The organism is Kribbella rubisoli, assembly GCF_004217145.1.
Lineage (GTDB): Bacteria > Actinomycetota > Actinomycetes > Propionibacteriales > Kribbellaceae > Kribbella > Kribbella rubisoli.
This window is the reverse complement of record NZ_SHKR01000018.1, coordinates 206,430-231,392: the sequence shown is the minus strand read 5'-3', so window position 1 is coordinate 231,392 and position 24,963 is coordinate 206,430. Positions and strand designations below refer to the sequence as shown.

Below are 24,963 nucleotides of genomic sequence, written 5' to 3'. Positions count from 1 at the left end.
CGCATCAGCTGTCGGGTGCGGGGTTAGGCAGGCGGTGTGTCCCGGTGGGGCCGATCTCGAAGATGAAGCCGTGGGGTGTGGTCCATTCGAGGGTCTTGTGGTCGATGCGGCGGACGTTCCAGCCGCGGGCGTGGGTCTTCACCCGATGGCCGAACCGGCTGAGCGGGGCGAGGTTGCGGGTACTGGTCTGACCGGCCGGGCCGTACGGATCGTAGGGCTGGATGTGATCGAGGTCGATCGTGCGATGGGTCTCGCGGGTGCCGTACGGGAACAGCTCGACGGGGTGCGTGAGTCGGACCCGTTCGCGGATCCGGGCAGGGATCTCGTAGGCGTCGGCGCTGACGGCGTCGTTGAGATCGATCACGGGCTTGACGGTGTACGGCGCGTGGCCGACGAGCTCGGTGAGTTGGTCGGCCAGCAGCGGACCGATCCCCTCGGCACGCAATACCCCGTTGCCGGTAGCCAGCGTCAGGTCGGTGAGATGCACGAAGACCTCGGTCTGCCCAGGACGCACCTGTCCACCGTCGCGACTCGCGGGGCTCGCGGGGTTGGCGTAGGCGTCGTGCTTGATCTGCGCGAGCCGCGCGTCCAGCGCCCGCTGGGCGGCGGTGTCCATCGGCACGCCGTCGTCGGGCTCGCTGCGCGGACCAGGAATGTACTCGATCGGCCGACTGTCGAACGGGTCGCTCGGTGGATCGGGATCGTACGGCCCCGCGCCATCGGCTAACGGGGGATCCCGCATTTCGACCGGAGCAGCCAGGTTGGCGTCACCGGCATGCACTCCGTCGTACGGCGGCCTTGCCGGCAGCGCCGCGGTGCCACTGCGAGGGTCTGCGGACGTACATAGTGTGTCGCTCGAGTGGTCGCGTGCGCGGTCGTACGGTGGGCCTGCCGGGGGCGCCGGAGTACCTCCGCGGGCCGGGTCTGTCGATGTACGCGGTGTGTCGCTCGTGCGGTTGCGCGGGCCGCTGTACGGCGGGCTTGCCGGGAACGCCGCTGTGCCAGCGTGAGCCGGGTCCGCCGACGTACAGGGTGCGTCGCTCGTGTGGTCGCGGGGGCCGAAGGCGTCGCGGTCTGCGGCCGATCGCGTGCCGAGGCCGGCCCGCGGGTCTGCTACGGCAGATCGCGTACCGCCGGGCGCTTGCGGGTCCGCTGCTGCGGATCGCGAGCCGGAGGCTGCTGCGGAGCTCGCCTTCGCGGAGTGCCGGCCAGGGGTGGAGGTGGCGGCGGTTGAGGCGGCGGTGCCCGTGGAGGTGCCTGTGGAGGTGGTGGTTGGGGTGGGGTGGTTGTGGGCTTGGGTGAGGAGTTCTTGGGTGAAGCGGGGGTCGGCGATGATGCCGATCGCGTCGGCGCGGCGGTGTTGCACTTGGCGGGTGTCGCCGATGGTTTTGAGGGCTTCGGCGATCGCGGCGATGGTCGCGTCGTGGCGGATCACCGCGCCGGCCGGGGCCTTCACGTAGATGGTCTTGTTGCCGTGCTCATCGCTGCGGCCGACGAACACGCCCCGCTCACGCGCGGCCTCGGCGGCTTCGTCGCGGGCCAGGTCGGGGTCGGCGTGGAATTTGGCGGCGCGGATGATCTTGTCGAGGCGGTACGGGGTGATGGAGTCGATCAGCGGTGCGACGCGCTTGTCGACGTACCGGGCGGCTTCCTCGGACAGTTTCAGGCAGAGCGTGGCGAGTTGGCGGGCTTTCCAGGGGGTGGCGTCGCCGGCTTGGACGCGGGCCCAGGTGAACGGGAACCGGTGCCGCAAGGCCAGTGCCTCGCCGAGGAACTGGCGTGCCACCATCGGCGAGATCCCGAGCATCACACCGAACTCGGCGATGGCGAACTCCGCGATCTCCGGGCAGCCGTCACCGCCCAGCACCACGGCGCGTTCCCTCCCGTCGGCGGACCGGCGGCCGGGCCGGATGCCGCAGACCGACGGGTGGAACCGGTCGGCGTAGATCTGGGCGTGCTGCAGCAGCCGCGCGTCGGCCCGGTTGGCCATCGCGCGGTGCTCGGCGGCCGACTCGAGCAGGTCGGCCGTCGAGAGCTCATCCAGATCGTTCTCGAACATGCGTTCGATTCTATCTGATAGACGCTCGCCTGCCAAATCGCCCAGCCGCCAAGAGCCCTTATTTACAAGGCGAATGCGTGCTTATCCCACCGCCGCAGTTGGGTCCTCCGGTCGAACCCCGGACCGCCTTCATCGCCCTTCTCAAAGCAATCGTGATGGCTGTGCTGGTTGGATCGTTCTTGCTCTGTCTGCCGGTACAAGCCGAGGGGAGGCAGGTACGTGGAGCCGCGGGCGGTCACCGAGGCTGGCCAGTACTCTAAATCTCTTGTTTTCTTGGTCTGCGGGGCTATTTGTCGAGTTGTTCGCGGTACCAGGCTGCTTTTTCTTTGAGGCGGGTGCGTTGGGACTCCAGTTCGGCGATTCGGCTCTCGACGACGTTGGTGTGTTCCTCGATCAGGGCTAGGCGTTCGGGCATGGTTTGGTCGGAGCGCGCGAGTTCGCCGTACCGGCGCAGGCGCTCGATCGGCATGCCGGTGTCGCGTAGGCAGCGGAGGAAGTCGAGCATGGCGAGGTCGTCGTCGGAGTACTGCCGGCGGCCGCCTGAGTTGCGCGCCACCGGCGGCAGGATGCCCTCACGTTCGTAGTAGCGCAACGTGTCGATGCTGAACCCGGACCGCTCAGCTGCCTCTGCCGGACCGTATGTAGTCATCCCCCGAGCCTAGACGCGCCCGCGGTCAGGATCGAGGGAGACTTCGGGTGTCGATGAGTTGGCGGGCGACGTCGTGGAGTTTGGTGTTGGTCTGCTGGGAGTAGCGCTTGAGGACCAGGAAGGCCCGGTCGCCGTCGAGGCCGTAGCGCTCCATCAGGATGCCCATCGCCTGGCCGACCAGCTTGCGGGCGTCGACTGCGAGGTTGAGGTTCTGCTCGCGGCGGGCGGTCGCGACGGCGACGGACGCGTGCCGGGCCAGGATGTGGGCGATCGCCTCCGCGTCCGGTCCGAAGGCATCCGGCTCGACGCTGTAGAGGCCCAGTACGCCGACGGTGCCGGCGGCGGTCCGCAGCGGTACGTCGAGAACGCTCCGCACTCCCAGCTCGAGGACCTTCTTGGCCCACTCCGGCCAGCGCAGCTCGGACGTGGTGTCGGGCACCAGGACAGTCGTCTGGCTGCGCATGCATTCGACCAGCGGCCCGGCTTCGCCGTCCATCTGGAAGCGATAGATCTCGGCCACAGTCGGATCGGTGACCGCCGGAACCTCCGGGTGTCCGCCCTTGGCGTAGAGCGCGACTCCGGCGTACTGACAGTCGACGGCCTGCAGAGCGAACTCCACCACCGCCTCGACCGTCTCCTCCACACCGCCCGCGTCGTGCATGTCCAAGGCAAGCCGGGCGAAGGTCGCGGCGACTTGATCCGGGTCGCGCAGGGAGGGCTGAGGCTCGATCTCATCCACCTTTCCATGATGCACCTCAGCCTCACCGCGAACAGGGCGACGCGGGACGTCAATTGCGCCGCGGGTGCGTTGACCGGCCCGGATTGGGCACAGGGAGGTCTCAGCCCGAGGTGGTTCTCGGAGGAGGTCGGGGATGGATGAGCAGGCTCGGCGGACCGCGAGCAGGTTGAGGGACGCGCCGCCCCCGACTCGATTGCCGGTGTTGCCCGGAGTCGAGCTGTCCGCTCGCTACCTACTGGCAGAGGCCGGCGCGACCACGGGTGGCGACTGGTTCGACACCCTGGTTCTCGACGACGACCGGGTCGCGTTGATGGTCGGCGACGTCGTCGGGCATGGAGCCCGCGCATCCTGGGTGACGGATCGGCTGTCTGCCGCGCTGTCGATGGCGCTGCTGGTCGGCGCGGATCCGGCGGCCGCGATCAGCCGGCTGGAGAAGTTCGCGAGCCGGGTGCCCGGCGCAGAGGCCGCCACGGTGTGTGCCGCCGTACTCGATCCTGTCACCGGGGACCTGACCTACTGCACCGCCGGTCACCCGCCGCCGCTGATCGCGTCGACGGACGGCAAGGCCCGGTACGTCGAACCGTCCGGCGGCACCCCGCTCGGTGCGCCCGGCGGCTACCAACTCGGTCATGACCACCTCGAGCTGGACGACGTGCTGTTGCTGTACACGGACGGGATCATCGAACGCCCGCAGAGCACCCCGGACCAGGCGACCGCCGAGCTGCTGAGCGCAGCCGCTGCGGCCGCCGTCGCCGGATCGCAGTACTCCGCTGAGCGCGTCACCGAGCAGGTGCTGGAGTTGGTCGCCGGCCATTCCGACGACGTCACGGTGCTCGCCGCTCACCGGCGTACTCCGGTGGTGGCGTTGACGCGGAGCGGCCCGGCTGTCCCGGCGACGGCGGCGCGGTTCCGTGACGAGTTCTCTGCTTGGCTGCGCGGTCTGGAGCCGGAGCCGGTCCTGGTGATCGGAGTGGAGAGCTCCGTCATCGAGCTGATGGCGAACGTGGTCGAGCACGCGTACTACGACTGCGCACCCGGTCAACTCGCACTGACGGCCGACCTGACGCCGAGCGGGGACCTGGAGATCTCGGTGCAGGATCGCGGCCGGTGGAAGGACTCGGAGCCGGCTGCCGACCGCGGGCACGGGCTCGCGTTGGCGGGTGCGACGGTTGACGACCTGACCGTCGAACGAACCCCGGCCGGTACGACGGCGACCGTGCGTACGGCGCTGACCAAGGCGCCGAGCATGCTCGTGGGGGAGGCACAGCCCGCAACCGAGCGGGCCGACTTCTCCGCGGCGGTCACCGGCGGGAGGCTCCTGGTCGGCGGCCCGATCGACATCGCCACCGCGCGCAGGTTCGACCGCATCCTGCGCGACGTGGCGCGCCACGCAACCCGACCGCTCACCGTCGACCTGTCGCGGGTGACGCACCTCGCCAGTGCGGGCATCCGGGTGCTCGCCGCCGCACTACGCCGCAGCGATCGGAAGCTCGAACTGGTCGCGCTGCGGGGAACTCCAGCCGACCACGTGCTCGCTCTGACGCAGCTCCCGCATCGCACGGCCTGAACCAGGTGTGACGCCGGGTACAGGTGCGTCGTACGACTATCGGGCCTCGGATGGTGACGCGTGCTGCGGTGGATGGCAGTCGGAGTGCTGGCGGCCGTACTTCTGGCCGGATGTGGTGATCCCGACCAGAAGCTCCGGGACAACGCTGCACAGACAGCGCGTACCGCGGCCTCGGACGTGAACACGACCCGCCTGGTCGTCGAGCAGCTGCAGGCGCACCGGCTTTGGATTCAGCCGGCCCGCCGGATGGTCGATGACGCTGAGAAGAGTCTCGGGACGACGGCCGACTCGTTCTCGACCCAGCAGCCGTCGACCGAGCAGTCGGCGAGGTTGTACGAACAGGTCAACTCGACGCTCGACGACGCGGTGGCCGCGGTGACGGCGGTCCGCATCGCGCTCGGGAACAGCGACCTGGCCGCGGCCGAACGGCAACTCGCAGCACTTCAACTGTCCGGCGAGGACCTCGATCAGGTCGGGGAGCTGGCGAAATGAAGAAGCTGCTCGGTGTCACGCTCGGGATCCTGACCGCGATCGGCGGGTTCGTCGACATCGGCGACCTGGTCACCAACGCACTGGTGGGCGCGCGATTCGGGATGCACCTGGCCTGGATCGTCCTGGTCGGCGTGATCGGGATCTGCTTGTACGCCGAGATGTCCGGCCGGGTCGTGGCGATGTCCGGACGGCCGGTGTTCGACCTGATCCGCGAGCGGCTCGGACCGCGGACGGGGTTGCTCGCGTTGGTGGCGTCGTTCCTGGTGACGCTGCTGACGTTGATCGCCGAGATCGGCGGTGTGGCGCTCGCGTTCGAGCTGGCGAGCGGGGTCAGCTATCTGTTGTGGATGCCGCTGGCGGCGCTCGCGGTATGGCTGGTGATCTGGCGGGTCAAGTTCTCCCGGCTGGAGCAGGCCTTCGGGTTGCTCGGGTTGCTGCTGATCGTGTTCGCGGTCGCGCTGTTCAAGCTCGGTCCGGACTGGGGGCAGTTGTTGCACCAGGCAACACAGCTGCATCCGATCGGGCACGAGGGCTGGGCGACGTACGCGTACTACGGGATCGCGTTGTTCGGCGCCGCGATGACGCCGTACGAGGTGTTCTTCTTCTCCTCCGGAGGGGTTGAGGAGAAGTGGACGCGCCGCGACCTGGGGACCGAGCGGACCAACGTGTTCATCGGGTTCCCGCTCGGTGGACTGCTGTCGCTGTCGATCATGGGGTGCGCGGCCGTGCTGTTCCTGCCGGCCGGGATCCAGGTCGGCACGCTGGGGCAGGTGGCGCTGCCGGTGGTCGTTGCCTTCGGCAAGATCGGGTTGGCGGTCGTGCTGATCGGGATGTTCGCGGCGACGTTCGGCGCGGCGCTCGAGACCGCGCTGTCGTGCGGGTACACGATCGCGCAGTACCGCGGCTGGCAGTGGGGGAAGTTCGTCCGGCCGCGGGAGGCGTCGCGGTTCCACGTGGTCATCATCGTGTGCCTGGTGCTGGCGGTGCTGACCCTGTTGACGGCGGTCGACCCGGTGAAGGTGACGGAGTACTCCGTGGTGTTCGCCGCGATGGCGTTGCCGTTGACGTACCTGCCGATCCTGATCGTCGCGAACGATCCCGACTACGTCGGGCGGGAGACGAACGGTCCTGTTCGTAACGCCGTCGGGCTGTTCTATCTGGCGCTGCTGACGATTGCGTCGGTGGCCGCGATACCGCTGATGATCATCACCAAGGCAGGAGCTTGATCATGTCGGGACGAGTCCTTCACGCGCAGTTGCATCTGCTCGACCGGCAGCTGATCGACCGGGCCGACGGTCATCTGGTCGGCAAGGTCGACGACGTCGAGCTCGACCTCGACGCCGACCCGCCGGTGGTGGCGGCGTTGATCTCCGGCCGGGTGGAGATCCCGGCGGGGCGGATCGCCGAGGTCGAATCGGCGGTGACGATCTCGACTGACGGCCTCGACCTGGATTACTACGACAACTGGATCGAGCACCACATCATCGACAAGATCCCCGGAGCCGGCGATGCGACTGAATGAGCTGCTCGGCCACCGGGTGATCGATGCTGACGGCAACGAGCTGGGCGGCGTCGCGGATGTGCGCCTGGTGCAGGACGGGCCGCTGCTGGTGTCGATGCAGCGGGCGTTGCGGGTCGACGGCCTGATCGTGGTCGAGAACCGGTCCACCCGGCTGTTCGGCTACGAGCGCCATGTCGGACCAGAGTTGCTGAGGCGCCTGGTCCACGCGCGACTGGGCGGCGTCTGGTACCTGCCCTGGCACGAGGTCGACGAAATCACCGCCGGCACCGTCACCACAACGAGCCGCGGCAACGACCTCCGTCCGCTCGAGGACATGGCGCGGTATTGAGCTACTCGGTGCAGAGGCAGTTGATGCCGTGCTCGATCCAGTCCTGGCCGGACCATTCGGGGTGACGCTCGATGAGGACGGCCTTGACCTCGGTGCGGAGGTCGGACTCGTTCATCGCGGAGTCCCGTCGGCGCCAGGTCTCGTCGCGGAGTTCGCGGAGGTAGTCGGCGACGGTGGTGAGGATCTCCGGGCCGCCGAGCTCGCCATGACCCGGTACGACGATCTTCGGCGCGGTGGCGGTCAGCCGATCCATCACGGACAACCAGCCGACGCCGGAGACATCCACGTCGTACGGCGGGAACCACGGGAAGATCGCGAACTGTCCCGTCTCGGCAAGATCGCCGGTGAACAGCACGCCGGCGTCCGGCACCTGGATGACCTGATCGCCCTTGGTGTGCCCGCGACCGGTGGCGCGCAGCTCGACGATCCGTCCGCCGAGATCGAGGTCGTGCACGTCGCCGTACACCTCGTCAGGCGTGGGGATCTCGACGTTCTCGAGCCGCTCGGCGATCGAGCCGCCGAAGCCGCGGAACATCTCCAGGTAGCCGGTGCCCTTGGCCTCCAGGTCGTCCGCCTGTGCGCGGTTGACCAGGTACGTCGCATGCCCCGCGAAGACCTGTGCGCCGAACGCGTGCTCGGGGTGGAAGTGGGTCGTGGTGAGGTACAGCCGCCGGCCGCGCGCCACCTCGGTCGCCAAGGCCAACACCTCCGAGGCGTTGGCGATGCCGATGCCCGTGTCGACGACCAGGACGGCATCGGTGCCGCCGATGATGCCGATGTTCGGCACGAGGTCGACCTGCTTGTTCGGGATCACGAGCAGGTCGGGCGCGAGTTCCAGGGCGTCGGCAACGCTGACGGCGGGGTCGGGCAGCAGTACATCGGTCATGTTCCGATCCCACCGCCTGCGCCGTGGCGCTGTCCAAGACCGATCCGCTTGCGGCGATACCGTGCGGGTATCGTCGCTGGTCATGGAGCTGCGCACCCTGCGGTACTTCGTCGCCGTTGCCGAGGAACTCCACTTCGGCCGGGCAGCGGTGCGGCTGCAGATGAGTCAGCCGCCACTGAGCCGGGCGATCAAGCAGTTGGAGCGAGAGCTCGGCGCCACGCTGTTCGACCGCTCCGCGGCGGGGGTCGCGCTCACGCCGGCAGGCGTCGTACTGCTGGAGGAGGCAAGGACCCTGCTGGAGCAGGCCGATCAGCTAAAGGCGCGGGTACGCGGCGCGGTCAGCTTCACGATCGGCATGCTGGGGGACAGCACCGATCCGGGCGCGACGCGGTTGGCGGCGGCGTCCCGGCAGCAGCATCCCGGTCTCGAGGTCCGTATTCGCGAGGCTGATCTGACCGATCCGACGTGCGGTCTTCGGGCCGGGCTCGTCGACGTGGCGCTGACCCGCGCGCCGTTCGACGAGACGGGATTGACCGTGCACGAGCTGCGGGCCGATCCGGTCGGCGCCGTACTGCGGGCCGATGATCCGTTGGCTCAACGCGATGAGTTGAAACTTGCGGATCTGGCGGATCGACGGTGGTTCCAGTTCCCGGCGGACACCGATCCGATCTGGCAGTCGTACTGGAACGGTGGTCAGCATCGGAAGGGGCCGGTCGTGCGGTCGGTGCAGGAATGTCTGCAGGCTGTGCTGTGGAACGGCACGGTTGGGTTGAGTCCGCTAGGGCACAACCCGCCTGGCGAGCTCACCGTCGTACCGATTCTGGATCTGCCGCCGAGCCGGGTCGTGACGTGCTGGAAGAAGGGGGAGACCAATCCGCTCGTGAAGTCTTTTGTTCAGCTTGCGTCCACCGCGTACCAGGGAGAATGGCCCGATGAGCGTTCTTGACAAGTTCTCGTTGGCCGGGCGGACGGCGTTGGTGACTGGCGGTTATCGCGGCCTCGGGCTCGCGTTCGCCACCGGATTGGCCGAGGCCGGCGCCGATGTGGTGATCGGGGCGCGCGATGCCGCGGCGTCCAAGGAGGCGGCCGCGCGGCTGGCCGAGGCGACCGGGCGGACGGTGATCGGCGTCGGTCTCGAGGTGAACGACCGCGCGTCCGGTCAGGCCGCGGTCGAGGCTGCGCTGGAGGCGACCGGTCGCTTGGACATCCTGGTGAACAACGCCGGCGCCTGCGTGCATCGGCCGTCGCTCGACATCCCGGACGAGGAATGGGACGAGGTGTTCTCGACGAACGTCGACGGCCTGTGGAAGCTCAGCCAGACGGCCGCGCGCCACTTCACCACCGTCGGCGGCGGCACGATCGTCAACATCGGCTCGATCTCCGCGCAGATCGTGAACCGCCCGCAGTGGCAACCGGCGTACAACGCGTCGAAGGCCGCGGTCCATCAACTGACCAAGTCACTCGCCGCCGAGTGGGCGCCGTTGAACATCCGCGTGAACGCCGTCGCGCCCGGTTACGTGAAGACCGAAATGGCGCCGGTCGACGAGCCCCAGTTCAAGGCCCGCTGGATCGACGACGCCCCGATGCAGCGCTACGCCGCACCCGAGGAGATCGCGCCGACGGTCGTCTTCCTCGCCTCGGACGCCTCCAGCTTCATGACCGGCTCAGTCGTGGTCATCGACGGCGGCTACACCCTCCACTAGCCGCTGTCCAACAGGCAGGGACGCTGGCGCCGGCCGAGACCACGGCCATCTGAGGGGTCAACCCCCGGCGTTGTCGGTTCTCCCCTCGTGTGAAGCGGGAGAACCGACAACTCAAGGGGTTAACCCCTCGTGTGTCCCGGGCCGTCATCACCGCAGCACCCCGTACTGCGGTGGTCTTCGCGTACGGCGGGCGCGTCGCCATACCGCGCCGGCGGCGTGAGCTCGGCCTGAGGAGGGTGAAGCTAGCGGGTGATGCGGTCTACGCGGCGGCCGGTTTGGTCGAAGACATGGATTCGGGTGGTGTCGAGGGCCAGGTGGATGCGCGAGCCGCGTTTCAGGTCGGCGTCGGCGGGGAGTTCGATGACCAGGTCGGCGCGGCGGTGAGTGGGAGGGGCGAGTTCTGCCGGGGCGGCTGTGCGGGCAGACCGGATTCGGGACAGGACCCGGGTCAGCGCCGACGCGGGCGCGTCCCGATGGGGGACGGCGTGCATCGGTCTCGCCTGGCCGACCTGGTCGGGGTTGACTGCCTCGATCCCGCACTCGACGAACGCGATGGATTGCTGCCCGTGGAACTCGAACGCGCGCAACGTCCCGGAGAGCTGGTTCGCGACGTCCTCGTTCGTGATGATGCGGAAGGCGTTCGAGCGGGCGCCGACGATGACCTGGGCGCCGTCGTGGTGGCGCAGGATCAGCGAGCGGCGGTCGGGCGGGGGCAGGGCGATGGACTGGGTGCCGAAGTCGAGCGCGACCCGATGGTGTGCGGTGACGCGGACGGTCGCGGACAGCAGGTTGATCCTCGGGGCGCCGAGGAAGCCGGCGACGAATGCGGTCGCGGGGTCGTTGTAGACCTGCGCCGGGGTGCCGACGTCCTCGATCCGGCCGTCGCGCATGACCGCGATCCGGTCGGCCAGCGTGAGCGCCTCGACCTGGTCGTGGGTCACATACAGCGTGGTGACGTTCAGGTCCCGCGTCATCGCGCCGATCTCCTGGCGCAGCTCGGTCCGCATCGTGGTGTCGAGGTTCGACAGCGGCTCGTCCAGCAGGAACACGTTCGGCCGGCGTACGAGCGCGCGTCCGATCGCGACGCGCTGACGCTGCCCGCCGGAGAGCGTCCGCGGCATCCGGTCGAGCACCGACCCGATGCTGAGGATCTGCGCCAGGCCGGCGGCGGTCGAGCTCGCGTCGTCGTCGCCATGGCCGGCGATCTGGAGCGGGAACATGATGTTCTCGCGGACCGTCCGGTTGGGGTAGAGCGCGCCGGTCTGGAAGACCATCGCCACCTGGCGATCCTTCGGCGGCAAGCGGGTTCCGTTGGTCCGGCCGAACCAGACCTCGCCGGCCGTCACCCGCTCGAGCCCGGCGATCATCCGCAGCAGCGTCGTCTTCCCGCACCCCGACGGCCCGAGCAGCACCATGAACTCGCCGTCGGCGATGTCGAGGGACAGCTCGTCCACGGCCAGGTGTTCACCCTCGAACACCTTGGACACCCCGTCGAGCCGGATCGCTGTCATCCCGTTTCTTATACGGGAAGACCAGGTTCACCGGCAAGCACCGAACCCCGCTTTGCAGGTACGTGCAGACGGCAAGATTGAGCACCTGACTGTTGCCTCAGGCAAGCGGTTGTGAGGTCTGGTCAAACGTCGGTCCGAGTGATGCCGTTGACGACGATCGTGACGAGGTCGCCGATACCGCCCTCGGGGGTGCGGGTCAGTTGAATGAGGTCGGCTCGGGCGCCTACCTCGAGACGGCCGCGGTCGGTCAGGCCGAGGAGGTTGGCGGGAGTGGTGGTGGCCATCGTGACGGCGGTGTCGAGGGGGAGACCGCCCCGGCCGGTGGACCAGCGGAGGCAGTCGAGGAGGGAGGCGCCGCTGCCTGCCAGGTACGGCGTACCTTGCAGGCGGAGGCTGCCGTCGGGGCCAACGGTGACTGCGCCGCCGACTGCCGTCTTGTAGTCGCCGGGGGTGCATCCGGCGAGGGCGGCGGCGTCGCTGGTGAGTACGCAGCGGGCGGGGCCCTTGGCGCGAACAAGGGCGGCGAACGTGTCGGCCGGAAGATGATGGCCGTCGGCAATCAGCCCGGCGGTCAGCGCATCCTCGTTCAGCTGCGCCCAGATCGGGTTGCCGTGCCGGTCGATCTGCGCGGGCAAGCCGTTCCCGAGGTGCGTCGAGAGCCGCCCACCCGCGGCCGCGAAAGCGTGAACCTCGTCAGCGGTCGCAAGCGAATGCCCGACCGACACCACCACACCGTCCGCGAGACGCCGAGTGAACTCGATGGCGCCTTTCCGTTCCGGGGCGAGGGTCGTGATGGCGATAGCGCCGGCTGCGGCCTTCTGCCAGCGGTCGAACTCGTCCGGGTCGGGGTCGCGGATGACCGCCGGATCGTGTGCACCGCGGGCACCCTCGGCGCTCGAGATGTACGGGCCCTCCAGATGCAGCCCGGGTACGCCGTACGCCACGACCGGGTCGGATGCTCGAGCCGCCGTCGCACGGGTGATGAGCGCGGTTGTGGTGGCGTCGTCTGCCGAGATGATCGTGGGGTAGACCGTTGTGACGCCCTGTCGCCACAGGGCGCGGACCAGGTCGGACAAGTCACTCGCCGGGCGTGAAGGATCGTTGACGTCCAGGCCGCCGTACCCGTTGAGCTGGATGTCGATCAGACCGGGAAGCAGCAGGAGGTCGGGCGCGGCCGGGTGGTCGGTGATCTCCTCGATGCCGTCGGCGGAGTACCGCACCCGCACGCGGCGGCCATCGGCGGTGTGACCTTCCAGGACCTCGCTCATGCTCGGGCTTCCTCCTCGGCTCCGGTGCTGGACTCGATGCTGAACTCGATGCTGGGACACACAACTACATCTTGGGCTCAGCAGCAAGACATGCTAGTTTGCTGCAAACGTTTGTAGTCAACCCGTCCAAGGAGTGCACCGTGCTCGACACCCGGACCCAGATCGAAGACCTCCGTCTCGAGGTCTTCGCCGCCACCGCGGACATGGCCGCCGCGGCCGCCGCCGGCACCGCCGAGGTGCTCACTCGCGCGGTCGCCGAGCGCGGCGCAGCGCGCGTCGTGATCGCCACCGGCAACTCGCAACTCGCCTTCGTCACCGCTCTCGCCGGGTACGACGTCCCGTGGTCGAAGGTCACCGTCTTCCACATGGACGAGTACGTCGGCATCGACGCGGACCACCCGGCATCGTTCCGGCGCTGGATCCGGGAGCGGATCGCGGCGCCGTTCGGCCCGGCCCAGGTCGAGTACATCGACGGCGAGGCGTCGGATGTCGAGGCCGAGTGCGCGCGGTACGAGGCGCTGTTGCGGGAGGCGCCGATCGACCTGACCTGCATGGGGATCGGCGAGAACGGACACCTTGCCTTCAACGAACCCGGGCAGGCCGACTTCGACGATGCGCGCTGGGTCCGGCAGATCTCGCTGACCCCGGAATCGCTGCATCAGCAGGTCGGCGAGGGTCACTTCCCGAACGTCGACGCCGTGCCGCCGACCGCGATCTCGCTGACCGTCCCGGCGCTGCTCAGCGCGCGGCACGTTCAGGTCGTCGCGCCGGAGAGGCGCAAGGCGGCCGCAGTACGCAACACGCTGACGCTGCCGATCGACGCGAGCTGCCCGTCGACGATCCTCCGGCGTACGGCCCACGCCACCCTGTACCTCGACGCCGACTCCGCCGGCGACTCGCTCGACCTGCTCCCTGCCTGACGCGTCCTTGCCCGGGTCCGCTCAAAGGACCCGGGCAAGGCCGAGCAGGGCAGGAAGATCGACCGGTCGGTGCGAGGCGATCGACTGGACGAGACCGTCGCCCATGGCAACGGCATACGCCGCCTCCGTGCTTGTTGCCATCAGCCCCAATTCGAGCGACTCGGGGCTCGGTCCAGCGAAGAGGTCGCGCCGCATCAGGGGGTCCGCGCCGCCGTGTCCGCCCGCCTCCGCAACCACCTCCAGGACTCGCGTCGGGCCGAAGAGCTCCGAGACGGTGACCTGGTCGGAGGTCGGCAGGGCGGCGCCGTCCACGGTCCGGCCGTGCAGCAGTTCGATCGATCCGTGGGTGCCACCAATGCTGACGCGGTACCCCTCCCAGGTGCTCGAGAAGTCCACCGAATAGGTCATCGAGGTCCCGCCGGGGTAGCCCGCGATCGCGCTGTAGGTGTCCTCGATGTCGATCTCGGCGTCGTACAGATAGAGCGGTCGAGACGCCGGATACTGACCGGGATAGTGGAGTCCGAAGAGGCCTTCGCGGGCTCCGTCCTCAACTGGGAACACCCCGGCTGCCTCCTGGGCGAGAAAGTACGGGTCCTTGGAGCGCAGTCCGCCGTCCGGACGATGCGGGCTCGAAGGGCCGTAGTAGTTCAGGGCGCCGTACCCGAAGATCTCCTCGGGCGCGGAGCCGATCCACCAATTGAGCAGGTCGAAGTGGTGCGACGACTTGTGCACCTGCAGTCCGCCGGAGAACTCGCGCTGCCGGTTCCAGCGCAGGAAGTAGCTCGCGCCGTGGCGCAGGTCGACGTGGTAGTCCATCACCACCCGGGTGACGCGCCCGATCGTGCCGGCCTGGATCAGCCGCTTCACCTCACGGTGCGCGGCCGGATACCTGAAGTTGTGGGTGACCTGCACGGTTGCGTCCGACTCGCGCTCGGCCGCAAGTACTTCCCGGGCGGCCGCACCGGTGCTGACCATCGGCTTCTCCGTGATCACATCCACGTCGTGCCGCAAGGCGCCGAGGATGTACTCCGCGTGGGTGTGATCGGGCGACGTGACGATCACCGCGTCCGGAGCGACCGTCGCGAGCAGTTCGTCATACTGCTTCTGCGCGAAGAACGGGATCGGAGTACGTCCGAGCCGTTCCAGGGCCTGGTTGAACTCGGCGACCCGGTCCGCGTCGGTGTCGACGATCGCCACCACCTCGGCGTACTCGGACAGGTCGTCCTCGTCGCTGCCGTACCCGAACCCGCCGTCGGCGGTGCGATCGGTCAGCCCGAGGATCGGAAGGACGAAGCTCGCCAGCCCGCGGGCGGACAGCCCGCAGACGGCGTACCGGCGGATCGAGGACATCGGGCGCTCCTTCAGTCGAGCAGTCGGCAGCAGGCGCTGTCGGCCGCGTACAGTCCAAGGCTCTCGAACAAGGTCCGCGCCATCACCCTGTGACCGCGGCCGCCGGGGTGGATCGGGTCGGCCATCCACTCGGCCGGCGCCCAGCCGTCACCGGCCGCGGTCCAGCGCGCGAAATGATCCACGAGCGGCACATCCCGCCGCATCGCCACGGCACGGATCGTTTCGGCGTACGCCGGGAGGTGGTCGCCGAGGTTGTACCGGCACGTCCGCAGTACGGCGGTCGGCGTCTGCGCGATCAGGAGCGCGCCGGTGTCGAGGATCGTGGTCAGCAGCGTGTCGTAGCGCCGCTCGAACTTCTCCAGCCCGTCCGGCCCCGCTTTCGCGTCGTTCGTGCCGACGCCGATCAGCACCAGGTCGGGGGAGAGGTCGAGCGCGGCGGGGAGCCGTCCGAGCGTGTCCTCGGTGGTCGCTCCGGAGACTGCCCAGCGGACGAACGAGTCGCCGTACCGCGTGAGCTCGTAGCGGACCCGCTCCTCGAGCAGCTGCACGTAGTCGCGCTCGGCGCCGGTCCAGTGTGCGCCCTGGGCGATGCTGTCGCCGATCGTCGACCAGCGGATCGGGTCGCCCGACTGCAACCGGGCCGTCACGGGGCTCTCTGCCATGACCGACACCATAGCAAGATTCTCTGCTATTGCGACAAACGTTTGCAGTCCGTATCGTCCAGCGCAGCCCGTCCGTCGCAGAGGAGCCCGCCCATGAGTGACGCCCCCAGAATCACGCACGGAATCACGCGCAGGAGTTTGCTTGCCGGGACGGCAGCCGCCGCCCTGCTCGCAGGTACGACGACGTCGGCCCAGGCCACGCCGTCCCTCACCCTCCCGAATCCGCCGGCTGACGGGATCGCCCGCGGCCAGGTGTTCGACAATCAGATCCCGGACCGCTCGGTGTACGCCGGTCTGGTCTCGTTCGTCTGGGGCGCGTCGAGTTTGGCGCAGCCGGCCGGCGCGGTGCCGTCGGCGTACATGCCGGCGTTCCGCGATTTCGACCAGACCCACACGCTGGCCTGGTATCAGGCGAACCATCCGGACTGGATCGCGTACAAGTCCGACGGTACGACGGTGGCGTGGGAGTTCGGCAACATGACCTACGTACCGATCGACTTCCAGAACCCGGACGTGCGGACGTTCTACTGGAACTCCTTCGTGCAGCCGAAGATCGATGCCGGATACCCGATAATTGCCTTCGACAACGTCCTGACCTTCAACGGGTACGGGAACGCCGGGCACTACAACGGTACGGACTGGGTCCCGCAGTACAGCGGTGACCGGGTCGACGATGCCTGGGCCGAGGCGGTGCTCGACTGGCTGTCGTATCTGTCCGGGCGTCTGCACGCGGCCGGGATCGGGATGGCCGCGAACATCACCTGGAACGCGTCGGTGAAGGTCGCCGACATGCTCTCGGCGGTGGGGCTGGTTGACGTGTACGTCGATGAGCAGGGGTTCACGGTTCATCGGCCGGAGAACTACAACGACTCGGCCTGGGACAACAAGTACAACTTCACGCGGCAGATCGCCGGGCAGACGTTGCACTTGGCAATCAACGAGACGACCGAAGAGACACTCGCGACCGCGACCCAGGCACAGATCGACTGGGCGGTCGCGAACTACCTGCTGTACCGCGAGCAGAAGAGCATGATGGCGCTCTGCGGGGTGGGCGAGTATCACGTGTTCGTCGATCGCCCGCAGTTGCACACGAACATCGGTACGCCGTCCGCCGCGCCGGTGCTCGACGCGTCCGGCGCCTACACGCGCCTCTACCAGCACGGCATGACGCTGGTGAACCGATCCTCCACGGCGACGGCCGTGGTCACTGTTCCCGCCGGGACCTGGACCGATCTGCACGGCGCCACGGTCTCCGGCCAGCTGACGATGCCGCCCAATTCCGGCAGCGTGCTGTCGAACCTCTGAGAGGAATCCGTCCATGAGACTCCGCCGAATGTCCTCGGCCGCGCTCGTCGTCGCGGTCGGCCTGGGTCTGCTCACGCCGACCGCCCAGGCGAGTGAGCCCAGCTGGTCCGGGGGCGGTTGCCCGGCTCCCCAGGCCGATGTCCCGCTGCCCGTGACGCGCGATCACGGCGTACTGCAGGCGCAAGTGTTTGATCGGCAGGTGCCTGATCCGTCTGTCTATGCGGGTCGGGTGGGCTTCGTTTGGGCTGCGTTGCAATCTGCTCAACCTGGTGGTGTGTTGGCCAGTTCTTATGTGACCGCGTTCCGGAACGCGCCGGCGCGGGAGTACACGCCGGAGTGGTTCAAGACGAATCACCCGGACTGGATCGAGTACACCCCGGACCGGACCACGCCGGCTTGGGAGTTCAACAACCAGGTGTATACGCCGATCGACATCAGCAATCCGGCGGTTCGGCAGTGGTACACCTCTACGCTGATCGATCCGGCGATCGCCGCCGGGTTCAAGGTGATTGCCGTTGACAACATCGGCGTACGGAACGACTTCAACGTCAGTGGTCACTACGACGCGAACGGTCAATGGGTGCAGCAGTTCGGGACCGATCCGAAGGACCCGGCGTGGGTCGCGGATGTGCTCGACTGGCTGCGGTACCTGCGAGACTACGCGCATGCGCGTGGGGTGGCGGTCGCATTCAACCTGACGTTCAACGGCAGTCTGCACGACCAGTTCCAGGACAAGTCGCCGGAGTACATCGCGGACCTCGACCAGATGATCGACATCTCCGACATCTGGCTGAACGAGCAGGGCTTCACCGTGCACCGCGTCGAGAACGTCACCGACGACGAGTGGCAGCTGATGTTCGACCTGCTCCGCCGGCACCGCTGCAAGCCGTCCGTGGTGATGAACAAACTCCCAACCGCGTACTGGAACGAGGCCACACCCGAGCAGCGCCAGTGGGTAGTCGCCAACTACCTCCTCTACCGCGAGGCCCCCGCAATGCTGGAAAGCACCGGCAGCAAGGACTACGCCGCCTTCAACGAAATCCCCGAAATGGCAGCCGACCTCGGCACCGCGATCACTCCACCCCTACGCCGCGGCCCGGTCCTGTGGACCCGCCTGTATCGCGAAGGCATGACCGTCGTAAACCCGTCTTCAACCCAGTCGACCAACCTCTCCCTCCCACCCGGCACCTGGACCGACCTCCACGGCGTCCAGTACTCCGGCCACATCATCGTGTCGGCAAACACAGGCCTGGTCCTCAAGAAGAACTAGCCCGTAGCCTGAAGTGGTGACTGGGGACCTGCAATATCAGGTCTCCGGTCACCGTTTCGGGTCCCAGGCTGCATCAATTGCAGGGTGGTTCAGCGGGGAGCGGTTGGGGCTACGCCGGTGGAGCCTCGGATTACCAGGCGGGTTTCCAGGCGGACTGTTGTTGGGGTGGTGAAGTCTTCGCCTTCGCGGAGTTGGTCGAGGAGGAGGTCTACGGCGGCTGAGCCTAGTTCGGCGGCGGGAACGTGGATCGACGTCAGCATGGGGTGGGTGACGGTGGACAGGGGGCTGTCGTCGATGCCGATGACGCTGATTTCGCGGCCTACTTGCATGCCGCGTTCGGTGAGGCGGGACATCACGCCTAGCGCGATCAGGTCGTCGTACGCGATCGCGGCCGCGGATTCGGCGGACTGCAACAGATCCGCGGCGCGCATGCCGGCTTGGATCTGGGGCTCGAAGGGGCCCAGTTCGCGGAGCTCGAGACCGTGTTCCGCGCACGCAGCGGCGAGGGCGTCTCGGCGTTGTTGGTTGGACCACGAGCGTCGCGGGCCGGCCAGGTAACAGACGCGGGTGTGGCCGAGGGACATCAGGTGTTCGACGGCTTCCGACATGCCCTCGGATTCGTCGATCACGACGCTCCCGGCGCCTTCGACCTCGCGGTTCACGAAGACGACCGGCAGTTGCTTGGCGAGGCGGGTCAGCTCGGCGGGGTCGGTCCGCGGTGATGCGAGGATCAGCCCGTCCACCTGCCGGCTCAGACCGCGGGCGAGCTCGAGCTCGTCGGCGACGTGCTCGTCGGTGTCGGCGATCAGTACGGAGTACCGCTTGTCGCGGGCGCGGGCCTGGACCGACTTGATGATCGGCGGGAAGAACGGGTTCGCGATATCCGGGACCACCAGGCCGATGGTGTCGGTGCGCCCGGACACCAGCGAACGGCCGGCCCGGCTCGGCGCGTACCCGAGCTGCCGGGCGACCCGCTCGATCCGGGTCCTGGTCTCGGCGTTGACCTTGTCCGGATCGGTGAGCGCGCGCGAGACGGTCGACGTCGACACGTTGCAGGCCGCGGCCACCTCCGCCAGCGTGACAGCCATCTCAGCTCCCCGGGATCGTGGATAAGTCCTGGCATCGTAGCGCAAACGATTGCCGTGATCATTGACCCTGATTGTAACCACTTGGACGGCTTTCCACTGCAAACCGTTGACTCTTGCTGCAAACGTTGGCAGTCTCGTCTCACCCCGGCCGATCCGGCCGTGGATCGAAGGGAGATCCCGTGCGCCCCAGGATGAAATTGACAGCGGTCGTGGCCGGTCTGGCTGCGCTGGCCGGCCTGACTGCTTGCTCAGGGGGCAGCAGCAGCGCGTCCGGGAGTACCCCGCCGTTGACCGTGGCGGCGTACTCGCAGCCGACGTTGCAGCCGAACTTCAACCCGTTCTCGGTGAACGCGTTGCGCGGCACGATCGGGCTGATCTACGAGCAGCTGTTCGACTTCAACACCGCGCACCAGAACGAGTTCATGCCGAGCCTGGTCACGAAGTACACCTGGGCCACCGGCGGGAAGGCGATCGACCTCGCCCTGGACAACCGGGCGAAGTGGTCCGACGGCAGCGCGCTGACCGCCGACGACGTGATGTTCACCTTCGACTACATGAAGCAGCACCAGTTGCTCGCGCTTCCGGTCGACAAGGTGACCAAGACCGCCGACGGCGTACACCTCACCTTCACCAAACCGGCGTACGCCGCGATCCAGGACCTGGGCCGGACCGTGATCGTGCCGAAGAAGGTCTGGGCGACGAAGGACCCCGACACCGACACGAACCTGAAGCCGATGGGCAGCGGCCCGTACTCGCTCGGCCAGGTGACCGGCCAGCAGGCCACCTTCAAAGCGCGCGACGACTACTGGAAGCAGAAGGTCCCGGTCCCGCAGATCACGTACGTGACCACCAGCAGCACCAACCTGCTCACCCAGCAGCTGGTCCGCCACGAGATCGACCTGGCGTACGCCGGGATCCCGGACGTGAAGAACCAGTTCGTACAGCGCGACCCGGCCCAGAACCATCTCTGGCCGATCTACGCGAGCATGAAGCCGCTGATGCTGAATCTGAAGCGCAAGCCGTTCGACAACGTACACGTCCGCAAGGGACTCGCACTGGCGATCGACCGGAAGGCGGTCACCGACGCGTACAACTCGGGCGTCTACGCGCCGGTGGGTCCGACCGGTCTGTACCAGGGGACCTGGTCGTCGTGGATCGCGCCCGCCGACCGCGATCCGGTGAAGCCGAACAAGGCTGCTGCGCTCGCCGAGTTCGCCCAGGCCGGCTACAAGCAGCAGGGCGGCAAGCTGATCGGTGCCGATGGCAAGCAGTTGAAGCTGCGGATCCTCACGGTCAGCGCGTTCGCGGACGGGATGGCGTATTCGCAGGAGCTCGCCGGAGAGCTCGCTGCGCTCGGCATCGACGCCGCCGTGAACGGCGTGCCGTCGGCGGCGTACACGGGTGACGAGGACAAGCGCGACTTTGACGCGATCTACGGTGACGCGTTCACGTTCGGCACGAACCCGTACACGTTCTACAACAAGATGCTGTCGGCCAAGTCGAAGACCAACGTCGTCGGCTGGGACGATCCGGCCACCGAGTCCGCTCTCGGAGCGCTCGCGCAGGCCGCGCCGGATGCGCAACTGGCGGGCTCCAAGCCGTTGCAGCAGATCATGCTGACCCAGCTCCCGGTCATCCCGGTCGCGGTGAAAGGTACGCCGTACATGTACAACACCGAGCACTGGACCGGCTGGCCGAGTGCCGATGATCCCTACACGACGCCGGATCCGGGTGCGATCAGCGGGGTGTTCGCGGCCAAGCTGTTCCTGTCCCTGAAGCCGGCATGACGCGACTTCTCGGTACGCCGTTCGTCCAGCGGATCGGGTTCTACCTGTTGGCCGCCTGGTCCGCTGTGACGATCAACTTCGTGCTGCCGCGGCTGATGCCCGGTGATCCGGCGTCGGCGATCCTGTTCAAGATGTCCGAACTCGGCCCGGTCTCGGATCAGCAGGAAGAGTTGGTGCACCGGCTGTTCGGCGGTGCGCGCGGGCAATCCTGGTGGCACGAGTACGTGAGTTATCTGAACGGGATCCTCCACCTGGACTTCGGCCGGTCGATCTCGTTCTACCCGGCGACCGTGTCGTCGGTGGTGAAGTCCGGGTTCCTGTGGACGCTGCTGCTGGTCGGCAGCGCGACCGTGATCGCGTTCGTGCTCGGAACCAGCCTCGGCATCGTGGCCGGCTGGCGGCCGGGCCGTGCGGTGGACTCGGTCGGCAGCCTGGTGTCGATCTTCCTGCACTCGCTGCCGTACTTCTGGGTCGCGTTGATCCTCGTGTACGTGTTCGCGTTCACGCTGGGCTGGTTCCCGCTGTCCGGCGGCGCCGACATCGGGGTCGTGCCGGGGTTCACGCCGGACTTCCTCAACAGCGCGGTCCGGCACGCGATGTTGCCTGCCGCAACCATCGTGCTGACCTCGGTGAGCGGGTGGATGATCCACATGCGCAACATGATGGCCTCGGTGGTGAACGAGGACTACGTGCTGCTCGCACAGGCGAAGGGCCTGGCCGGTCACCGGGTGGTCTTCTCGTACGCCGCGCGGAACGCCGTACTGCCCAGCATCAGCGGGTTCGCGGTGTCGATCGGCATGGTGGTCGGCGGTTCGCTGCTGACCGAGATGGTGTTCAACTATCCCGGCCTCGGCAGCCTGCTCAACCAGGCGATCGTCAACGTCGACTACCCGTTGATGCAGGGCCTGTTCCTGATCATCTCGCTGACCGTGCTGGCGGCGAACTTCGTGGTCGATTCGCTCTACGTGCTGATCGACCCGCGCACCCGGGAGGCGGCGTGAAGCGACTGATGGGCGGTGACCGGAAGGTGACCGTCGGGCTCGTGATTCTGGCCGTGATGCTACTGATCGCACTGGTCGGACCAGTGCTCGTCAGCCTGGTCCTCGGCCAGTCACCGACCAAGCTGCACGCCGGTCCCGCGCTCGCCGGACCCTCCGCCGATCACTGGTTGGGTACGACGTCGTCCGGCGTCGACGTCTTCGCGCAGTTCATCACCGGTACGCGCGTCTCGGTGTTCGTCGGACTGGTCGGCGGGACGATCTCGACGTTCCTCGCCGTACTGTTCGGGCTGGTCAGCGGCTATCACACTGGCCGGACCGGTGCCGCCCTGACCGGATTCGTCAACATCTTCCTGGTCATCCCGGGGCTGCCGTTGCTGCTCCTGATCGCCAGCTACACGCGCGGCCGGGGCGGCTGGGCGGCGGTCGCGTTGATCATCGGTCTGACCAGTTGGGCCGGTGGTGCGCGGGTGAAACGGGCGCAGACGTTGTCGCTGCGCAACCGCGACTTCGTTGCCGCCGCGCGGTACAGCGGGGACAAGCAATCGAGGGTGCTGTTCATGGAGGTCGTCCCGCATCTCGCGCCGGTGATCGCGTCGACGTTCCTGTTCGCGGTCGTCGGATCGATCGCGGCGGAGGCGGGGCTGGACTTCATCGGCGCCGGCAACACCAACACGGTCAGCTGGGGCACGATGCTCTACTGGGCGCAGTCGCAGGGCGCGCTGCAGAGCGGGGCTTGGTGGTGGTTCCTGCCGCCCGGTCTCGGGATCGCCCTCGTCGGTACGGCGGCCGGTCTGGTGAACTTCGGCATCGACGAGTTGTCCGATCCGCGTCGTCGTACGCTCCGCGCCGGATCCAGGCCGAAGCGGCGCAAGGTTCGCCGTACGGAGGTGGCGGCATGACGTTGCTCGAGGTACGCGACCTGGTCGTCGAGTACGGGACGGTGCGGGCGGTCGACAAGGTGTCGTTCGACGTCGGGCGCGGCGAGATCTTCGGCGTACTGGGGGAGAGCGGCAGCGGGAAGACCACGCTGATGACCGCGATCACCCGGCTGCAACGCCCGCCCGCGCGGATCGCCGGTGGCACGGTCGCCTATCGGCCGGCCGACGGCACGCCGGTGGAACTGGTCGGCTGTACTCCGAAGCAGTTGCGTGAACTGCGCTGGGAGCGGGTGGCCGTGGTCTTCCAGAGCGCGATGAGCTCACTGAACCCGGTGATGCGGGTCGGCACGCAGTTCGCCGACGCGATCCGGGCGCACCGGTCCGTCAAGCGTGCCGAAGCGTGGGACCGGGCCGCCGAGTTGCTGGAGCTGGTCGGCATCCCGCGCGACCGGGTCGGCAGCTACCCGCACGAACTGTCCGGCGGGATGCGCCAGCGCGCCGCGATCGCGTTGTCGCTCGCCTGCCGGCCGGACCTCGTCGTGATGGACGAACCCACCACCGCAGTCGATGTGGTGATGCAGCGCCAGATCCTCGACAACCTCAAGGAACTGCAGGCGACGTTCGGCTTCTCGGTCCTCTTCGTCACGCACGACCTGTCGCTGCTCGTCGAGCTGGCCGACCGGATCATGGTGATGTACGCCGGTCGCGCCGTCGAGATCGCATCAGCCGAGGACATCTACCGCGACCCGCAACACCCGTATACCCAGGGACTGCGGGACTCGTTCCCCTCGCTGCATGGACCGCGCCGCGAGCTGCGCGGGATCGGTGGCGCGCCGCCCGACCTCAGGCACCTGCCGACCGGCTGCGCGTTCGAACCTCGATGTCCGCAACGCGTCGACGACTGCCGGGAGACCTTGCCGTTGCTGATCGAACGCGACCGTACCCAGGCAGCCTGCCTGCTTCTGGATGACCGGCTGGAGGTGCGACATGCTGGAAGCCGTTGACGTCACGAAGCGGATGGCGCTGCACGGTCGTCGCCGTGGGCAATGGTTCACCGCGGTCGACTCGGCGTCGCTGAAGCTGGAGTCCGGCAAGGTGCTCGCGCTGGTCGGGGAGAGCGGTTCGGGCAAGAGCACGCTGGCCCGGATCCTGACGCTCGGCGACGAGCCGTCCTCCGGGACGATCCGCTTGGCCGGCAAGGAGGTCAGCCTGCGTCGGCGGGCAGATCGGCAGGCGCACTTCGGCCAGGTCCAGCTGATCATGCAGGACCCGTTCGCCTCGCTGAACCAGCTGCACCGGGTCCGCTACATCCTCAGCCGACCGCTGCGGAACTTCGGGGCGAGCGGCGACCTGACCGACCGGATCATCGAGCTGCTCGAACGGGTGAACCTGACACCGGGGGAGCAGTACATCGACAAGTACCCGCACGAGCTGTCCGGTGGCCAACGGCAACGAGTCGCGATCGCCCGTGCGCTGGCGGCGGATCCCGTCGTACTCATCGGCGACGAGCCCGTGTCGATGCTCGACGTGTCGATCCGGCTCGACGTACTGCGGTTGTTCGCGGACCTGTGCGCGCAGGACGGGCTCGCGATGCTGTACATCACGCACGACATCGCCAGCGCCCGGTACTTCGCGGACGAGATCAACGTGATCTATGCGGCCCGGATGGTCGAGGGCGGGCCGGCCGAGGAGGTGACGCAGCGGCCGCGGCACCCGTACACGCAGCTCCTGCTGGAGTCGTCACCGGACCCGGATCGCATCGGCGAACGCAGTACGTTGCCCATCGTCGACACGTCGAACGAGCCCGTCGACCGCGAACAGGAGCTCGCGGGCTGCCCGTTCGCAGCCCGCTGCCCACACGCCATGCCGATCTGCTCCGAGCAGCCGCCGCCCACGACCACGTTCGCCGAAGGCCACTGGTCCCGCTGCTGGCTGCACACGGAGAGTTAGGTCCGCGGGCGATCGGGGTATTGGTAGT

Annotated in this window: 24 protein-coding genes; 15 read left to right on the top strand and 9 right to left on the bottom strand. The window is 67.9% G+C overall.

Going from position 1 to position 24,963, the window contains the following annotated elements:
* Positions 1-4: 4 nt before the first annotated feature.
* From EV645_RS39165 to EV645_RS39155, 3 genes are all read right to left on the bottom strand, one after another.
* Positions 5-2,059, bottom strand: a complete 2,055-nt coding sequence (locus tag EV645_RS39165) for a DUF222 domain-containing protein (RefSeq protein WP_130449899.1) — start codon at positions 2,057-2,059, stop codon at positions 5-7.
* Between the two features lie 286 nt (positions 2,060-2,345).
* Positions 2,346-2,708, bottom strand: coding sequence for a MerR family transcriptional regulator (locus EV645_RS39160; RefSeq protein ID WP_130449897.1), 363 nt, complete (start codon positions 2,706-2,708; stop codon positions 2,346-2,348).
* A 25-nt stretch (positions 2,709-2,733) separates the two neighbouring features.
* Positions 2,734-3,369, bottom strand: coding sequence for an ANTAR domain-containing protein (locus EV645_RS39155; RefSeq protein WP_130450272.1), 636 nt, complete (start codon positions 3,367-3,369; stop codon positions 2,734-2,736).
* Positions 3,370-3,580: 211 nt separating this feature from the next.
* Here EV645_RS39155 and EV645_RS39150 point away from each other — a divergent pair, with 211 nt between their 5' ends.
* The 5 genes from EV645_RS39150 to EV645_RS39130 all read left to right on the top strand — a co-directional run bounded on the left by EV645_RS39150 (position 3,581) and on the right by EV645_RS39130 (position 7,356).
* A complete protein-coding gene (locus EV645_RS39150; RefSeq protein WP_130449895.1) occupies positions 3,581-5,014 on the top strand; it encodes a SpoIIE family protein phosphatase in 1,434 nt (477 codons plus the stop codon).
* Positions 5,015-5,086: 72 nt separating this feature from the next.
* Positions 5,087-5,506, top strand: a complete 420-nt coding sequence (locus EV645_RS39145; protein ID WP_130449893.1) for a hypothetical protein — start codon at positions 5,087-5,089, stop codon at positions 5,504-5,506.
* Entirely contained in the window at positions 5,503-6,732 is a 1,230-nt protein-coding gene (locus EV645_RS39140; protein WP_130449891.1) for an NRAMP family divalent metal transporter, read from the top strand. The genes EV645_RS39145 and EV645_RS39140 overlap by 4 nt, the downstream gene beginning before the upstream one ends.
* A gap of 2 nt (positions 6,733-6,734) precedes the next feature.
* Positions 6,735-7,028: a hypothetical protein gene (locus EV645_RS39135; RefSeq protein ID WP_130449889.1), complete on the top strand. Its 294-nt coding sequence runs from the start codon at positions 6,735-6,737 to the stop codon at positions 7,026-7,028.
* Complete coding sequence (locus EV645_RS39130) at positions 7,015-7,356, top strand: hypothetical protein (RefSeq protein WP_130449887.1); 342 nt, start codon at positions 7,015-7,017, stop codon at positions 7,354-7,356. The genes EV645_RS39135 and EV645_RS39130 overlap by 14 nt, the downstream gene beginning before the upstream one ends.
* A 1-nt stretch (position 7,357) precedes the next feature.
* On the opposite strand, the gene EV645_RS39125 is transcribed toward EV645_RS39130, so the two are convergent.
* Positions 7,358-8,242: an MBL fold metallo-hydrolase gene (locus EV645_RS39125; protein ID WP_130449885.1), complete on the bottom strand. Its 885-nt coding sequence runs from the start codon at positions 8,240-8,242 to the stop codon at positions 7,358-7,360.
* A gap of 82 nt (positions 8,243-8,324) precedes the next feature.
* On the opposite strand from EV645_RS39125, the gene EV645_RS39120 reads away from it, so the two are divergent.
* Positions 8,325-9,188 (top strand): LysR family transcriptional regulator, encoded by an 864-nt coding sequence (locus tag EV645_RS39120; RefSeq protein ID WP_130449883.1) that lies wholly within the window; start codon positions 8,325-8,327, stop codon positions 9,186-9,188.
* The gene (locus EV645_RS39115) at positions 9,175-9,945 is read left to right on the top strand and encodes an SDR family NAD(P)-dependent oxidoreductase (RefSeq protein WP_130449881.1); all 771 of its coding nucleotides are present in this window, start codon (positions 9,175-9,177) and stop codon (positions 9,943-9,945) included. Before EV645_RS39120 ends, EV645_RS39115 begins: the two co-directional genes overlap by 14 nt.
* 242 nt (positions 9,946-10,187) lie before the next feature.
* On the opposite strand, the gene EV645_RS39110 is transcribed toward EV645_RS39115, so the two are convergent.
* Positions 10,188-11,456 (bottom strand): ABC transporter ATP-binding protein, encoded by a 1,269-nt coding sequence (locus EV645_RS39110; protein ID WP_130449879.1) that lies wholly within the window; start codon positions 11,454-11,456, stop codon positions 10,188-10,190.
* 122 nt (positions 11,457-11,578) lie between these two features.
* The gene (locus EV645_RS39105) at positions 11,579-12,724 is read right to left on the bottom strand and encodes an N-acetylglucosamine-6-phosphate deacetylase (protein WP_130449877.1); all 1,146 of its coding nucleotides are present in this window, start codon (positions 12,722-12,724) and stop codon (positions 11,579-11,581) included.
* Positions 12,725-12,864: 140 nt separating this feature from the next.
* Between EV645_RS39105 and EV645_RS39100 the strand changes: the two genes are divergently transcribed.
* Positions 12,865-13,644 (top strand): glucosamine-6-phosphate deaminase, encoded by a 780-nt coding sequence (locus EV645_RS39100; protein ID WP_130449875.1) that lies wholly within the window; start codon positions 12,865-12,867, stop codon positions 13,642-13,644.
* Between the two features lie 21 nt (positions 13,645-13,665).
* Here EV645_RS39100 and EV645_RS39095 read toward each other — a convergent pair whose 3' ends face one another.
* Together EV645_RS39095 and EV645_RS42060 are read right to left on the bottom strand one after the other, a co-directional pair.
* Positions 13,666-14,994: a Gfo/Idh/MocA family oxidoreductase gene (locus EV645_RS39095; RefSeq protein ID WP_130449873.1), complete on the bottom strand. Its 1,329-nt coding sequence runs from the start codon at positions 14,992-14,994 to the stop codon at positions 13,666-13,668.
* Between the two features lie 11 nt (positions 14,995-15,005).
* Positions 15,006-15,656, bottom strand: coding sequence for an SGNH/GDSL hydrolase family protein (locus EV645_RS42060; protein ID WP_157997260.1), 651 nt, complete (start codon positions 15,654-15,656; stop codon positions 15,006-15,008).
* Between the two features lie 93 nt (positions 15,657-15,749).
* Here EV645_RS42060 and EV645_RS39085 point away from each other — a divergent pair, with 93 nt between their 5' ends.
* Positions 15,750-16,961, top strand: coding sequence for a putative glycoside hydrolase (locus EV645_RS39085; RefSeq protein WP_130449869.1), 1,212 nt, complete (start codon positions 15,750-15,752; stop codon positions 16,959-16,961).
* 13 nt (positions 16,962-16,974) lie between these two features.
* Positions 16,975-18,231, top strand: a complete 1,257-nt coding sequence (locus tag EV645_RS39080; protein ID WP_130449867.1) for an alpha-amylase family protein — start codon at positions 16,975-16,977, stop codon at positions 18,229-18,231.
* Positions 18,232-18,320: 89 nt separating this feature from the next.
* Here EV645_RS39080 and EV645_RS39075 read toward each other — a convergent pair whose 3' ends face one another.
* A complete protein-coding gene (locus EV645_RS39075; protein ID WP_130449865.1) occupies positions 18,321-19,319 on the bottom strand; it encodes a LacI family DNA-binding transcriptional regulator in 999 nt (332 codons plus the stop codon).
* 191 nt (positions 19,320-19,510) lie between these two features.
* Between EV645_RS39075 and EV645_RS39070 the strand changes: the two genes are divergently transcribed.
* Genes EV645_RS39070 through EV645_RS39050 form a run of 5 tightly spaced genes read left to right on the top strand, consistent with a single transcriptional unit; the run spans position 19,511 to position 24,935 of the window.
* Positions 19,511-21,106, top strand: a complete 1,596-nt coding sequence (locus tag EV645_RS39070; protein ID WP_130449863.1) for an ABC transporter substrate-binding protein — start codon at positions 19,511-19,513, stop codon at positions 21,104-21,106.
* Complete coding sequence (locus EV645_RS39065) at positions 21,103-22,107, top strand: ABC transporter permease (RefSeq protein ID WP_130449861.1); 1,005 nt, start codon at positions 21,103-21,105, stop codon at positions 22,105-22,107. The genes EV645_RS39070 and EV645_RS39065 overlap by 4 nt, the downstream gene beginning before the upstream one ends.
* Positions 22,104-23,006, top strand: coding sequence for an ABC transporter permease (locus EV645_RS39060; protein ID WP_198682149.1), 903 nt, complete (start codon positions 22,104-22,106; stop codon positions 23,004-23,006). Before EV645_RS39065 ends, EV645_RS39060 begins: the two co-directional genes overlap by 4 nt.
* Positions 23,003-23,989, top strand: a complete 987-nt coding sequence (locus tag EV645_RS39055) for an ABC transporter ATP-binding protein (protein WP_130449859.1) — start codon at positions 23,003-23,005, stop codon at positions 23,987-23,989. The genes EV645_RS39060 and EV645_RS39055 overlap by 4 nt, the downstream gene beginning before the upstream one ends.
* Positions 23,973-24,935, top strand: a complete 963-nt coding sequence (locus tag EV645_RS39050; protein WP_130449857.1) for an ABC transporter ATP-binding protein — start codon at positions 23,973-23,975, stop codon at positions 24,933-24,935. Before EV645_RS39055 ends, EV645_RS39050 begins: the two co-directional genes overlap by 17 nt.
* Positions 24,936-24,963 lie beyond the last annotated feature (28 nt).

Bases quoted from the DNA above. Each gene is read 5' to 3' on its own strand.
- EV645_RS39120 (WP_130449883.1), top strand. From the start codon at position 8,325: ATGGAGCTGCGCACCCTGCGGTACTTCGTCGCCGTTGCCGAGGAACTC.
- EV645_RS39095 (WP_130449873.1), bottom strand. From the start codon at position 14,994: ATGTCCTCGATCCGCCGGTACGCCGTCTGCGGGCTGTCCGCCCGCGGG.
- EV645_RS39140 (WP_130449891.1), top strand. From the start codon at position 5,503: ATGAAGAAGCTGCTCGGTGTCACGCTCGGGATCCTGACCGCGATCGGC.
- EV645_RS39165 (WP_130449899.1), bottom strand. From the start codon at position 2,059: ATGTTCGAGAACGATCTGGATGAGCTCTCGACGGCCGACCTGCTCGAG.
- EV645_RS39050 (WP_130449857.1), top strand. From the start codon at position 23,973: ATGCTGGAAGCCGTTGACGTCACGAAGCGGATGGCGCTGCACGGTCGT.
- EV645_RS39155 (WP_130450272.1), bottom strand. From the start codon at position 3,369: ATGCACGACGCGGGCGGTGTGGAGGAGACGGTCGAGGCGGTGGTGGAG.
- EV645_RS39075 (WP_130449865.1), bottom strand. From the start codon at position 19,319: ATGGCTGTCACGCTGGCGGAGGTGGCCGCGGCCTGCAACGTGTCGACG.
- EV645_RS39130 (WP_130449887.1), top strand. From the start codon at position 7,015: ATGCGACTGAATGAGCTGCTCGGCCACCGGGTGATCGATGCTGACGGC.
- EV645_RS39160 (WP_130449897.1), bottom strand. From the start codon at position 2,708: ATGACTACATACGGTCCGGCAGAGGCAGCTGAGCGGTCCGGGTTCAGC.
- EV645_RS42060 (WP_157997260.1), bottom strand. From the start codon at position 15,656: ATGGCAGAGAGCCCCGTGACGGCCCGGTTGCAGTCGGGCGACCCGATC.
- EV645_RS39105 (WP_130449877.1), bottom strand. From the start codon at position 12,724: ATGAGCGAGGTCCTGGAAGGTCACACCGCCGATGGCCGCCGCGTGCGG.
- EV645_RS39135 (WP_130449889.1), top strand. From the start codon at position 6,735: ATGTCGGGACGAGTCCTTCACGCGCAGTTGCATCTGCTCGACCGGCAG.
- EV645_RS39085 (WP_130449869.1), top strand. From the start codon at position 15,750: ATGAGTGACGCCCCCAGAATCACGCACGGAATCACGCGCAGGAGTTTG.
- EV645_RS39065 (WP_130449861.1), top strand. From the start codon at position 21,103: ATGACGCGACTTCTCGGTACGCCGTTCGTCCAGCGGATCGGGTTCTAC.
- EV645_RS39125 (WP_130449885.1), bottom strand. From the start codon at position 8,242: ATGACCGATGTACTGCTGCCCGACCCCGCCGTCAGCGTTGCCGACGCC.
- EV645_RS39110 (WP_130449879.1), bottom strand. From the start codon at position 11,456: ATGACAGCGATCCGGCTCGACGGGGTGTCCAAGGTGTTCGAGGGTGAA.
- EV645_RS39145 (WP_130449893.1), top strand. From the start codon at position 5,087: ATGGCAGTCGGAGTGCTGGCGGCCGTACTTCTGGCCGGATGTGGTGAT.
- EV645_RS39055 (WP_130449859.1), top strand. From the start codon at position 23,003: ATGACGTTGCTCGAGGTACGCGACCTGGTCGTCGAGTACGGGACGGTG.
- EV645_RS39115 (WP_130449881.1), top strand. From the start codon at position 9,175: ATGAGCGTTCTTGACAAGTTCTCGTTGGCCGGGCGGACGGCGTTGGTG.
- EV645_RS39150 (WP_130449895.1), top strand. From the start codon at position 3,581: ATGGATGAGCAGGCTCGGCGGACCGCGAGCAGGTTGAGGGACGCGCCG.
- EV645_RS39080 (WP_130449867.1), top strand. From the start codon at position 16,975: ATGAGACTCCGCCGAATGTCCTCGGCCGCGCTCGTCGTCGCGGTCGGC.
- EV645_RS39070 (WP_130449863.1), top strand. From the start codon at position 19,511: ATGAAATTGACAGCGGTCGTGGCCGGTCTGGCTGCGCTGGCCGGCCTG.